This window comes from Bradyrhizobium brasilense (genome assembly GCF_029714345.1).
GTDB lineage: Bacteria > Pseudomonadota > Alphaproteobacteria > Rhizobiales > Xanthobacteraceae > Bradyrhizobium > Bradyrhizobium australafricanum.
Genome location: NZ_CP121669.1, coordinates 2169384 through 2181339 on the forward strand (window position 1 = coordinate 2169384; position 11956 = coordinate 2181339).

Annotated in this window: 11 protein-coding genes; 9 read left to right on the forward strand and 2 right to left on the reverse strand. The window is 65.2% G+C overall.

Translation table 11 applies throughout. The features are described 5' to 3' along the window. Complete coding sequence (locus QA635_RS10000; RefSeq protein WP_283071557.1) at positions 1–918, forward strand: DUF1932 domain-containing protein; 918 nt, start codon at positions 1–3, stop codon at positions 916–918. Positions 919–1003: 85 nt separating this feature from the next. Next, the gene (locus QA635_RS10005) at positions 1004–1786 is read left to right on the forward strand and encodes an SDR family NAD(P)-dependent oxidoreductase (RefSeq protein WP_092089647.1); all 783 of its coding nucleotides are present in this window, start codon (positions 1004–1006) and stop codon (positions 1784–1786) included. A 278-nt stretch (positions 1787–2064) separates the two neighbouring features. Here the strand turns inward: QA635_RS10005 and QA635_RS10010 are convergent, their stop codons facing one another. Further along, positions 2065–2868 (reverse strand): enoyl-CoA hydratase, encoded by an 804-nt coding sequence (locus QA635_RS10010; RefSeq protein WP_283068612.1) that lies wholly within the window; start codon positions 2866–2868, stop codon positions 2065–2067. A gap of 383 nt (positions 2869–3251) precedes the next feature. Here QA635_RS10010 and QA635_RS10015 point away from each other — a divergent pair, with 383 nt between their 5' ends. After that, a complete protein-coding gene (locus QA635_RS10015) occupies positions 3252–3902 on the forward strand; it encodes a PilZ domain-containing protein (RefSeq protein WP_283068613.1) in 651 nt (216 codons plus the stop codon). Positions 3903–3923: 21 nt separating this feature from the next. Here QA635_RS10015 and QA635_RS10020 read toward each other — a convergent pair whose 3' ends face one another. Then, positions 3924–4628, reverse strand: a complete 705-nt coding sequence (locus QA635_RS10020; protein WP_283068615.1) for a hypothetical protein — start codon at positions 4626–4628, stop codon at positions 3924–3926. A 183-nt stretch (positions 4629–4811) separates the two neighbouring features. Between QA635_RS10020 and QA635_RS10025 the strand changes: the two genes are divergently transcribed. From QA635_RS10025 to QA635_RS10050, 6 genes are all read left to right on the forward strand, one after another. Then, positions 4812–5432 (forward strand): class I SAM-dependent methyltransferase, encoded by a 621-nt coding sequence (locus QA635_RS10025; RefSeq protein WP_283068617.1) that lies wholly within the window; start codon positions 4812–4814, stop codon positions 5430–5432. 23 nt (positions 5433–5455) lie between these two features. Then, the gene (locus QA635_RS10030) at positions 5456–5866 is read left to right on the forward strand and encodes a DOPA 4,5-dioxygenase family protein (RefSeq protein WP_283068619.1); all 411 of its coding nucleotides are present in this window, start codon (positions 5456–5458) and stop codon (positions 5864–5866) included. Between the two features lie 367 nt (positions 5867–6233). Continuing rightward, entirely contained in the window at positions 6234–8600 is a 2367-nt protein-coding gene (locus QA635_RS10035; protein ID WP_283068621.1) for a putative bifunctional diguanylate cyclase/phosphodiesterase, read from the forward strand. 261 nt (positions 8601–8861) lie between these two features. Further along, entirely contained in the window at positions 8862–9851 is a 990-nt protein-coding gene (locus tag QA635_RS10040; RefSeq protein ID WP_028338550.1) for a DUF2778 domain-containing protein, read from the forward strand. Positions 9852–10137: 286 nt separating this feature from the next. Beyond that, positions 10138–11187 carry an aromatic ring-hydroxylating dioxygenase subunit alpha gene (locus QA635_RS10045; RefSeq protein ID WP_283068624.1) on the forward strand — a complete coding sequence of 350 codons (1050 nt, stop codon included), beginning with the start codon at positions 10138–10140 and terminating at the stop codon, positions 11185–11187. A gap of 14 nt (positions 11188–11201) precedes the next feature. After that, positions 11202–11954, forward strand: coding sequence for a GntR family transcriptional regulator (locus QA635_RS10050; RefSeq protein ID WP_283068626.1), 753 nt, complete (start codon positions 11202–11204; stop codon positions 11952–11954). Positions 11955–11956: the final 2 nt, after the last annotated feature.

Genomic DNA, 11956 nt, shown 5'->3' on the forward strand with positions numbered 1-11956 from the left:
ATCTCCGGCGATCCGCGGCAATGGCAGGTCGGCATGCTCGGCTATGGCGAGGTCGGCCGCATCCTTGCCGAAGATCTGCGCCAGCAGGGCGTGAGGGTTTCGGCCTACGACATCAAGCTTGACCGCGAACAGGGCGCGGCGCTGCGCGCGCACGCGGCGGAGATCGGCGTCGAGCTCGCGCAATCCCATGCCGATCTTGCGGCGCGGGCCGATTTCATCATCTCGGCGGTGACGGCGAGCCAGGCGGTGCCGGTGGCCGCGGCCTGCGCGCCCGCAATCCGGAACGGGGTCTGGTTTCTCGATTTCAACTCGGCCTCGCCCGGCGCCAAGCAGCGCGCGGCGGCGCACATCGGCGGCGCCGGTGGCCGCTATGTCGAGGGCGCGGTGATGACCTCGCTGCCGCCGTACCGGATCAAGGTGCCGCTGCTGCTCGGCGGTCAAGGCGCGCGGGAGCTGGCGCCACTGCTGGTCGCGCTCGGTTTTGCGGCGAAGGTCGCAAGCGACGCGCTTGGCGTCTCCTCGGCGGTCAAGATGTGCCGCAGCATCATGATCAAGGGGCTGGAGGCCATGGTGATCGAGAGCTTCACCACCGCACGCGCCTATGGCGTCGAGGATGCGGTGCTCGCCTCGCTCAAGGAGACCTTTCCGTCGATCGACTGGGAGAAGCAGGGCGCCTATTTCTTTCAGCGGGTGATCGAGCACGGCCGGCGGCGCGCCGAGGAGGTGCGCGAGGTGGCGGAGACCGTGCGCGAGGCGGGGCTGACGCCATGGTCTGCCTCCGGCACCGCCGAGCGGCAGGGCTGGATCGCCGATCTTGCCGATGAGGGCGTGTTCGGAGCCAAGGGAACGCCGGACTTCGCCCGCAGCGCCGACTGGCGTACCGAGGCCGACCGGATTCTCGCGCGCATCAAGTCGTAAGGTCTCGCCCGGAGAATCCGCCGCGTTCCCTGCCGACGCGCAATGCGCTATTGCTCCATGAACAGTTTGTTCTGGAGGCACTCCCATGAAGAATTCCGGCAAGGTCGTCGCCATCACCGGAGCGGCACGCGGCATCGGCAAGGCTTGCGCGGCGCGCTTCCTGTCCGACGGCGCCAGGGTCGTCATCTCGGATGTCGACGCTGCAGGGCTTGTCCACACCGCCCAGGAACTCGGACATATCGATCAGCTGCGGGCGGTCGAGGCCGACGTCAGCAAGCGTGCCGATGTCGATCGCATCGTCGCGACCGCGGTGAAGGAGTTCGGCCGGCTCGACGTCATGGTCAACAATGCCGGCGTCGCGCGCAACCGCGACTTCCTCGACATCAGCGAGGCCGAATTCGACGACGTCATGGGGATCAACCTCAAGGGCGCGTTCTTCGGCGTCCAGGCTGCGGCGCGCCAGATGATCGCGCAGGGCGGTGGCGGCGTCGTCGTCAACATGTCCTCGGTCAACGCGCTGCTCGCGATCCCCTCGCTCGCGACCTATGCGATGTCCAAGGGCGCGATGAAGCAGCTCACCTCGGTCGCCGCCGTGGCGCTGGCGCCGCACGGCATTCGCGTCGTGGCGGTCGGACCCGGCACGATCCTGACCGAGATGGTGGCGACGGCGATCTTCTCGTCCGAGGATGCGCGGCGCAGCGTGCTGTCGCGCACGCCGGCCGGCCGCTGCGGCGAGCCGAGCGAGGTCGCTGCCGTCGTGGCATTCCTTGCCAGCGACGATGCCTCCTACATCACCGGCCAGACCATCTATCCCGACGGCGGACGGTTGATCTTGAACTACACGGTGCCGGTCAGCGAGAAGAAGTAGCGGGCAGGTTCAATCGCGAGCGCACTGCCAAAATATCGAAAACAACCCCATGCAAAGGAGCCGGCCGGCGGCCGGCCTTCGACCAGGCGACTTGACGCGTCGGGCAAATCGGGGCTATTATTCCATTATTCAGAAATCGTGCGATCGTCATCCGGCGTCAACACCCGCGCATGCGAGCGATCCAGTATTCCAGAGGCGGTCGTGCTTGAGCCGATGGGCCGCGGCGTACTGGTTCGCCCGGTTGAACCGGGCGATGACCGGTGAGGATGGGGACGCCGCTACCGGCCCTTGAACTGCGGCTTGCGCTTCTCCATGAAAGCGCTGCGGCCTTCGCGGAAGTCCGCGCTGTCCATGCATTCGATGCCGACCTGCTTGATCGCGGCCATGTCGCGATCGGCGGGATCCTTCAGCACCTGCGCAATGGTGATCTTGGCGGCCTTGATCGCCAGCGGCGCATTGCCGGAAATGGTGCGCGCGATCTCCATGGTCGCATCCCAGAGCTCGGCGTCCGGCAGCACGCGATTGACGAGGCCAATTCGCAGCGCCTCGGCGGAATCGATCCGCATGCCCGTATACATGATCAGCCGCGCCCAGGACGGCCCGACCAGCGACACCAGATGGCGCAGCCCGTCATAGCCATAGGCGATGCCGAGCTTGGCGGCGGGTATGCCGAACTGGCCGCTCGAGCCGGAGATGCGGATATCGGTCAGCATCGCGACCTGCATGCCGCCGCCGAGGCAGAAGCCGCGGATGCAGGCGATGGTCGGCTTCGGATAGTCGGCGAGTAGGGCGCGCTGGGCGGCGCTGCGCCGTGAATATTCCTCGGAGGCCTCGGCGTTGTGCCTCGTCTTCTCGAACTGGCTGATATCGGCGCCCGATACGAACGCCTTGTCGCCGGCGCCGACCAGGATCACGACGCGGACGGCCGGATCGTCGCGCAACGCCGTCAGCGCCTCGCCGAGCCCCTCCCACATCTCCAGCGACATCGCATTGCGCTTGTCGGGATTGTTGAAGGTGATGACGCCGACGCCGTCGACGACGTCCTGCAGGATCTTGCCGTCGGCAAGCGATTTGTTTGACATGTTGAGCCTATGAGGGTCCGGACTGATCGAGCGAAGGCTAGCACCCGGCCGACAGCCGAGGCAGGCGGTTTGGAGCACGGCGCGATTGCATTGCCGGGCAGCAACTCTCCCGGTAGTTGTACGGTTCGCAAAATAAACTGCCGCGCAACGGTTGCGCCATAGAGTGCGCCGCCGGCGCTCCGTCCCGGTTTAACTTTTTCCTAGTTTTTCGACGGTATGGCTGTACGCACCTGCGCGCCAGGACCATTCGGCCACGCGCTGGAATGCGTGCCGCAGCTGCCCGCTACCATCGCGTCGGTAGCGGACTTCCCCACCCGGACCGGCAGTGAAGCCGGTCAATCCCGACCTCCGTGCATTCACATCGCCTCGGGCGAGGTTCAGTCGTGTCCGTCGAAAAGTTTCTCAAGCAACGCGCGGTCAAGATCACCGTCAACGGCAGCTACACGTTGCCGAACTGGTACGATGCCCAGGGCAAATTGCGCACCTTCGCCTGCCGCACCACGCGCGTCTCGCCGTTCCGGATGATCGTGGACGTGCCCGTCGTCGGCAAGGTCGGCGACCGGCTGACTTCGTATTTCGAGGAGTTCGGCAAGTTCGAGGGCTGCATCACCGACACGATGAGCGGCAGCTTCCTGCTCGAGCTCGAGATGACGCATGCCATGCGCGAGAAGTTCGCCGACAAGCTGACCTGGATCGAGAAGAAGCAAAAGGATCCGAGCATCCGCGAGGCGCGCAACAACCCGCGTTTCGTTCCCGTCGCGCCGCATGCCATGTTGACGCTGGCGGACGGCACCATGCAGAGCTGCTTCATCATCGATATGTCGCTGTCCGGCGCGGCGGTCTCCTCCGAGGCGCAGCCGCCGGTCGGCATGCCGCTGGCGATCGGCGCCTGCGTCGGGCGGGTGGTCCGGCATCTGCCGAACGGCTTCGCCATCAAGTTCGTCGAGACCTACAAGCAGAGCGAGCTGGCCCGCCTGATCTCGCGCAAATCCAAGGAATTGCAATTGGTGTCCGACGCGGACCCTGTCGCCTGACGGCCGGGATCCGCCGGCTCCCTAGGTCAGCTGTTCCGGGTCTTCGGCCGCGCGCATCCGCGAGATAGTGTCCTCGGTTGCATTTGGACCGGCCGCCGCGATCGCGATCTCCCGCGCCAAATTGGTGCATTCGGCCCACATCAGGAAGAACACCAGCGGTGGCCGTTCGCGCGCTTCCAGCAGTTGCCGGCAACGCTCGGCCGCGCCGTCGATCGCCCACCACTGTTGGGCGACCACCATGACCCTGCGGAAGCTCCGCAACGTGCCGGAAAACTTTTGCGAATCGGCGCCCACGAGAGCGCCGCAATGGTTCAGCCAGTTCAGGCCAGCGTAGATCGCAATCCCGTAGTCTTCGATCGCGGTGCCGGTGAAATCGACGACGGTTTTGTCGTGCGCGCGCTGGCGCAGGAAAGCATCGATCATCTCCGCCTGGCGGGCCGGATCGACCAGCAGCGAGATGTCCTGCCGCGGCACCATTGGGACATAGCGCATCGCTTCAAGCCGCGTGTGCTCCCAGATCGCACTGATGTCGCCGAGCAGATCGCCGGACTTGCGTTTGCAGGCCGGATAGACCAGCACGCCATTGTCGGCGAGATCGAGATAGCGCGGGACCACCTTGTCGAGCGCGGCGAGAAACGCCAATGGATCGGTAAGGCCGCGCAAGTCGCTGGCGGCGTCCTCCGCTTGTGCAGGCTTGTTGCCGCGTGTCCAGCCGAAATTGGCCATCCCCGGACGCCCTGATCTCAACCCGGCCATCAGGTTAGTTGGAAAATGCGGCGAAGCAAATGCGGCATTTGCTGCTACGCCGCCGTGCCTGCCCGCCGCTGCCGGTTGACGCGAGAGACCGCCGCGCCTAGCTGATGGTTAATGGCGCAACGCAGGTTGTTGCCGCTTTCGGGACCTATCGCCATGACCGCTTCTGATCGGCAATCGCATTGGCAGACCGTCTATCTGACCAAGGGAGAGCAGCAGGTGAGTTGGTCGCAGGCCGATCCGCAGCCATCGCTGCGTCTGATCGAATCGATCGCACCGGGCCCCGACGCGTCGATCATCGACATCGGCGGCGGGGCCTCGCGCCTCGTCGATGCGTTGCTTGCGGGCGGTTTCCACGATCTGACGGTGCTCGACCTCTCCGAAGCGGCGCTGGCGAGCGCGCGGGAACGGATCGGCGCACCGGGCGATAAGGTGCGCTGGGTTGCTGATGATGCGACGGTCTGGCAGCCGCAGCGAGCCTTCGACATCTGGCACGATCGTGCCGCGTTCCATTTCCTCGTCGATGAGACGGATCGCGCGGCCTATCTCGACCGGCTGCATCGCGGCGTCAAAGCAGGCGGCCACGCCGTGATCGGCACCTTCGCGCTGGACGGCCCGGAGAAGTGCAGCGGCCTGCCGGTGCAGCGCTATGATCCCGCGACGCTCAGCAGGACCATTGGTCCGGCATTCGAGTTGATCGCGCATGAGGCGCACCGGCACGTCACGCCCTGGGGCGCGACGCAGTCGTTCCAGTTCAGTGTGCTGCGGCGGAAGTGACCCGCCGCGGAGGGAGAGGTGAAATGACGGACGCGCCACGCACGATCGGCGAGATCGCGAGCTACCACGCCCATGTCTATTACGACCCCGCGACCAGCCGGGGCGAGGCGGAACGGCTGCGCAACTGGATCGGCGAGCGCTTCCTGGTCACGCTCGGACGCTGGCACGACGTCAAGGTCGGCCCGCACGATCAGGCGATGTATCAGGTGGCGTTTGCGGCCGAGTTGTTCCCGACCCTGGTGCCGTGGCTGATGCTGAACCACGGCAGCCTGAGCATCCTGGTCCATCCCAACACCACCAATCCGCGCCGCGACCACCACGACGATCCGCTCTGGATCGGCAGGCCGCTCGCCGTCCACGCCGACAAGCTGCCCGAAGAGGCCGAGATGGAGCAGGCGCCGGCGCCGAACACGTCGCCGACACTGCGTCCCTGAGCGTCTCCGGGTTGTCCGTAGGGCAATCGCATATGACCCTTCGGCGGCTGCGGAGGTAACTCGGCCTCGTGGTTCGAGACGCGCCGCAAGCGGCGCTCCTCACCATGAGGGTTTACTATTGTGCCGCAAAACAAGACCCTCATCCTGAGGAGCCCGCCGAAGGCGGGCGTCTCGAAGGATGGCCGCGAGGACGCTGCCCGACAGATTTCTTTCCATATGCGATTGCCCTGAGGTTATCCGGAATGGGTAAAGTTTGACGCAATTGTGCTGCAGCCGAGTCGTTTCAAACTCATCGCGTTTTGCAACGTGAGGTTAAGTCACGGTTCCTACGCTTACCCGATAAATTTGAGGGTCGGGCGCATTGGGCATGTTCTTTTCGTTTCGAAGCTGGGCACTGTGGCGGGTGGTTGGACCTCTGCTGGCCATCGTGCTGCTGCTGGGCGGCCTGTCTGCCGGCAGCCTGCAGGTGATGTCTGCGGTCAGGGCCTATGTGGCCGGCGAAAGCATGTGGTCGAAGGGTCAGAAGGATGCCATCCACTACCTGCAGACCTATGTCAGCACCGGCGCGCCGCTCTATCTGCAGAAGTTCGATGCCGCGATCGCGGTGCCGCTGGCCGATCGCACGGCGCGGCTCGCCCTGGAATCGCCGGGCAACAATGACGCCGTGGCGAGGGCCGGCTTCGCCAGGGCAGGCAATCATGATGACGACATCGGCGGCCTGATCTGGCTGTTCAAATATTTCCGCAAGATGCACCACGTGGCCGGCGCGGTGACGGCATGGCGCAACTCGGATGCGTTGCTCGATCAGCTGATTGAAATCCGGAACGAGGCCGCGAACGACGTCGCGCTGCACGATCCGTCGGCTGCGACCATCAGGCACTGGGCCGAGCGGATCGGTACGGTCGATGCCGCGCTGAGCACGCTCGCCGTCGATTTCTCCGATCATCTGGGCAAGGCGTCGCGCCAGGTCTCCGCGCTGCTGCTGCTGGTCAACCTCGTGATCGCGGCTTGCCTTGCCGGCATCGTGCTGGTCCACACGCGGCGGATGCTGTGGCGGCGCTGGCTCGCCGAGACCGCGCTCGCGGTCGAGAAGGAGCGCGCCCAGCTTACGCTGGCATCGATCGGCGATGCCGTCATCGTGACGACGCAGGACGATCGGGTCGACTACATGAATGCCGCCGCGCAGCGGCTCATCGCGGCAGGGCAGGAGGTGACGGGACGGCCGCTGGCGTCGCTGTTCAACATTGCCGAGCAGCCGGTGCGCGGATCGTTCGACGCCGCCGACGACAGCCGGCCGCAGCTCCTGGTGCGGCCTGACCATTCCAGCGTGCCGGTCTCGGTGGTCGAGACCCCGATCGTGCATGCCGGAGAACCGGCCGGCCGCGTCATGATCATTCATGACATGACCGCCGAGCGGCGGCTGGTCGAGGAATTGGCGTGGGCTGCCTCGCATGACGCGCTCACCGGCCTTGCCAACCGCCGGCAGTTCGAGTTCGAACTGCACAAGGCGATGTCGGGCTCGCCGGCCATCGGCGCCGACCTGATGCTGATCGATCTCGATCAGTTCAAGATCGTCAACGACACCTGCGGCCACATGGCGGGCGACCGGTTGCTGAAGCAGGTGGCAAGGCTGCTGGCGACCGAAGTCGGCGGCAGCGGCCTCGTCGCGCGTCTTGGCGGCGACGAGTTCGGCATTCTCCTGCGTGACGACGGCTTCGCGACGCACGACGTCGCTGCCGACGTTGCGGAGCGGGTCAGGGCGGTGATCGAGCAGTCGAACTTCATTTATGAGGGGTCGAGCTTCCGGATCAGCGCGAGCATCGGCCTGGTCGGGCTGGCCGACAGCGCCGGCGTGCAGGACGCGTTGCGGCTTGCCGACGTTGCCTGTTTCCTTGCCAAGGACAAGGGACGCAATCGCGTCCAGGAGCACCGCCCGTCCGACACCGGCATGGCCGTGCGCGTTGCCGAGATGAGCTGGGTCAATCGCATTCGCAAGGGACTGGATGAGGGGCGCTTCTGCCTCTACGAGCAGGAGATCCGCCCGGTGAACGGCGTGCTGAAGGGCAACGACCGGCGCGAGCTCTTGCTGCGCCTGCGCGACGAGAGCGGCGCGCTGGTGCCGCCCGGCAGTTTCCTGCCCGCCGCCGAACGCTACGGGCTGATGCCGCTGATCGACCGCTGGGTGGTTCGCCGCGCCTTCGAGATCATCGCCGAGCGCAAGCACCAGCCGCGCAAGATTGCCAGCTACGCCATCAACCTGTCCGGCGCCACCATCGGCGACAGCGACTTCGTCGACTTCGTCGCCGAGCTGTTCGCACAGCTTGACGTTTCGCCGGCATCGGTGTGCTTCGAGATCACCGAGACCAGCGCAATCTCGAACCTCGACGAGGCGCAGAAGTTCATCGCGCGGCTGCGCGAGATCGGCTGCAGCTTCTCGCTCGACGATTTCGGCACCGGCATGTCCTCGATCGCCTATCTGAAGCACCTGCCGGTCGACATCATCAAGATCGACGGTTCGTTCGTGAAGGAGATCCTGAACAGCAAGGTCGATCGGGCGATGGTCGAGATGATCACCAAGACCGCGAAGATCATGCAGAAGCAGGTGGTCGCGGAATTCGTCGAGAACCTCGCGATCCTGGACGAACTGCGCCAGATCGGGGTCGACTACGCCCAGGGTTACGCCATCGGGAAGCCGGTCCCGGTGCTCACCCTCTGGGAAGAAAAGATCGCCTGAGCCGCCGAAATCGTCCCGAATCGGGACTTTTTCGGTCAATTCAGCCCGCCCACGGCTGATTCTCCGGCACTTTCCATCCGAAAAACGTTTAAAAAACCTCTCGTTGTCCGCTTTGTCTCGATTATGCCTTACTCTAATTCCCTGATATGATGAGTGATCGGTGAATCCCGGTGGGCCGGGTAACAGGCCCCAGAGCACCGAACTTGGGGATTGATGGGTCAACGAACGACGAAACCTGCCCGGCGTAAGTCGAGCCGTGGCATGTCTCTGGTGGGCAGCACGGCGTTTGCCGTGAGCGCGCTTGCCCTGTCGTCTGGCCTTGCCGCCTGGATGGTCGGCATCGACCCCACCGCATGGCTTCACGGTCCGGCGCTCGCCAACACCACCGCCTCGCTGAACTTCGACGATCGCTTCGGCTCTCGCTCCACGATCAATTCGGCCTCACTCTATTATCCACTGCGCCGCGGGTTCCGTTCGAGCCGCGGCGATTTCAATTCCGAGTTCGGCCAGATCGAGGACGCGCTGGCCGGCCAGCTGCGCGACACGCAGACCGAACTGCCGACCAGCCAGTCGGCGACGGCGTCCGTCGCCGCCACGACCACGGCGACGACGTCCACCGTGCCGATGCCGCGGTCGCGGCCGGCCGAGGCCAATCTGCTTGCACGTAACGATCAGCCGCCACCGCCACAGGCGCCGGTGCAGCAGGGCGACAACCGGACATTCCTGCAGAAGATTGCCGACATGATGCCGGGCAAGATGCAGCTGGCCTCGCTCGATCCGAATGACGGATTGTTGTCCGGTCCGAGCCCCGATCTAGGCAAGCTCGGTTATGACAACACCACGGCCGTCTACGACATCACCGGCCGCATCGTGTACATGCCCGACGGTACCAAGTTCGAGGCGCATTCAGGCCTCGGCAATCTGCTCGACGATCCCGCGCATGTGACTGCCCGCAACGCCGGTGCGACGCCGCCCGGCATCTATGAGATGAAGCCGCGCGAGAAGCTGTTCCACGGCGTGCCCGCGCTGCGCATGACCCCGGTCGACGGCAGCGACACGTTCGGGCGCGTTGGCCTGCTGGTCCACAGCTACATGCTCGGGCCGAACGGCGACTCCAACGGCTGCATCTCGGTCAAGCACTACGACAAGTTCCTGCAGGCCTACCGCAGCGGCACGGTCAAGCGCATCGCCGTCGTCATCAACATCAAGGATGTCCAGTCGGCCTCGACCCGCGCGGCGTCGAACTCGTAAGCCGACCGCCGGCGCCTCCGGCAAATTGCGCAGGCTCTTGAAGAGTCCAACCTTCGATCCGCTGACCGCCTCCAGCGCGGCTTGGCTGCTTCTTCCATCGTCTCGGAAAATCGCGCCACGTCGTCTCGCCAGCTCTCCCTGGAGGCGGCGCCGACACGGTTATTCCAACGGATGTGAATTTGTGTATACTTATTGCATGACTATAATACCGTTATATATGAATATTGTCGTTTTCCCAGCAGTATTGTATACATAACGTATTCATTCGTGCTGAGGAGGCGGACCGGTGCCAAAACCCTTTCCGATGAACGCGTGGTACGCGGCCGGCTGGGATGCCGAGATCAAGCATGCGCTGTTGCCGCGGACGATCTGCGGCAAGCATGTCGTGATGTACCGGACGGGCGACGGCGAGGTGGTGGCGCTGGAGGATGCCTGCTGGCATCGCCTCGTGCCGCTCTCCAAGGGCCGGCTCGATGGCGATGCCGTGGTCTGCGGCTATCACGGCCTGAAATACAATGCGCAGGGCCGCTGCACTTTCATGCCCTCGCAGGAGACGATCAATCCGTCGGCCTGCGTGCGCGCCTATCCCGTCGTCGAGCGCCACCGCTTCATCTGGCTCTGGATGGGCGATCCCGCGCTCGCCGATCCCGCGCTGGTGCCCGACATGCACTGGAACCACGATCCGGCCTGGGCCGGCGACGGCAAGACCATTCACGTCAAATGCGACTATCGCCTCGTCGTCGACAATCTGATGGACCTGACGCACGAGACCTTCGTGCACGGCTCGAGCATCGGCAATGATGCGGTCGCCGAGGCGCCGTTCGACGTCACCCATGGCGAGAAGACGGTCACCGTGACGCGCTGGATGAAGGGCATCGAGGCGCCGCCGTTCTGGGCCAGGCAGCTGCAGAAGCCGGGACCGGCCGACCGCTGGCAGATCATCCGCTTCGAAGCGCCGTGCACCGTCAACATCGACGTCGGCGTCGCGCCGGCCGGTTCGGGCGCGCCAGAGGGCGATCGTTCGCAGGGCGTCAACGGCTATGTGCTGAACACGATCACGCCCGAGACCGAGAAGACCTGCCATTATTTCTGGGCCTTCGTCCGCAATCACCGCATCACCGAGCAGCGGCTGACTAGCGAAATCCGCGACGGTGTCGCCGGCATCTTCCATGAGGATGAGATCATCCTGGAAGCGCAGCAGCGGGCGATGGACGAGAATCCGGACCGGGTGTTCTACAATCTCAACATCGACGCCGGCGCAATGTGGGCACGGCGCGTCATTGACCGCATGGTGGCGAAGGAAAATCCGCCGCAGCAGCTGCAGGCTGCCGAGTAGGCGAGGGGCGAGCCATGGCGGAACGCGAGACCGATCGTTCAGTGTCGCAGACCGTGCGGGCGCAGCTTGCGCTGCGCGACCTCGTTCTCTCCGGCGGCCTGCGGCCCGGCGAGCGGATCTCGGAGCTGCAGGCGGTCGAGTTCACCGGGGTGTCGCGCACGCCGGTGCGGATGGCGCTGGTGCGGCTGGAGGAGGAAGGCCTGCTGGAGGCGATCCCTTCCGGCGGCTTCATGGTCAAGGCATTTTCCGAGCGCGACATTCTCGATTCGATCGAGCTGCGCGGCACGCTGGAGGGCCTGGCCGCGCGCTTCGCCGCCGAGCGCGGCGTCTCGTCGCGCGAGCTCGAGCCGCTGAAGGAATGCCTCAACGAGATCGACGGCCTGGTGCGGCAGGATCCGATTTCGGTCGAAGCCTTTTCGTCCTATGTCGCGCTCAACGCGCGCTTCCACGCGCTGCTCACCGAGCTGTCGCGCAGCCCGCCGCTGATCCGGCAGATCGACCGCGCCTCGGCGCTGCCGTTCGCCTCGCCGAGCGGCTTCGTGATGGCGCAATCGGCGTTGCCCGAGGCGCGCCAGATCCTGCTGATCGCGCAGGATCACCATCGCATTGTGGTCGACGCCATCGAGAACCGCGAGGGCGCGCGCGCCGAGGCGATCATGCGCGAGCATGCAAGGCTTGCGGCTCGCAATCTGCGGCTGGCGCTGCGCAACCGCAGCCATCTCGATCTGCTGCCGGCGCTGGCGCTGATCAATTCGGCAGCCGGCTGAGC

Coding starts and splice junctions, on each gene's coding strand:
- QA635_RS10025 (WP_283068617.1), top strand. CDS start 4,812: ATGACCGCTTCTGATCGGCAATCGCATTGGCAGACCGTCTATCTGACC.
- QA635_RS10005 (WP_092089647.1), top strand. CDS start 1,004: ATGAAGAATTCCGGCAAGGTCGTCGCCATCACCGGAGCGGCACGCGGC.
- QA635_RS10030 (WP_283068619.1), top strand. CDS start 5,456: ATGACGGACGCGCCACGCACGATCGGCGAGATCGCGAGCTACCACGCC.
- QA635_RS10035 (WP_283068621.1), top strand. CDS start 6,234: ATGTTCTTTTCGTTTCGAAGCTGGGCACTGTGGCGGGTGGTTGGACCT.
- QA635_RS10040 (WP_028338550.1), top strand. CDS start 8,862: ATGTCTCTGGTGGGCAGCACGGCGTTTGCCGTGAGCGCGCTTGCCCTG.
- QA635_RS10010 (WP_283068612.1), bottom strand. CDS start 2,868: ATGTCAAACAAATCGCTTGCCGACGGCAAGATCCTGCAGGACGTCGTC.
- QA635_RS10020 (WP_283068615.1), bottom strand. CDS start 4,628: ATGGCCAATTTCGGCTGGACACGCGGCAACAAGCCTGCACAAGCGGAG.
- QA635_RS10050 (WP_283068626.1), top strand. CDS start 11,202: ATGGCGGAACGCGAGACCGATCGTTCAGTGTCGCAGACCGTGCGGGCG.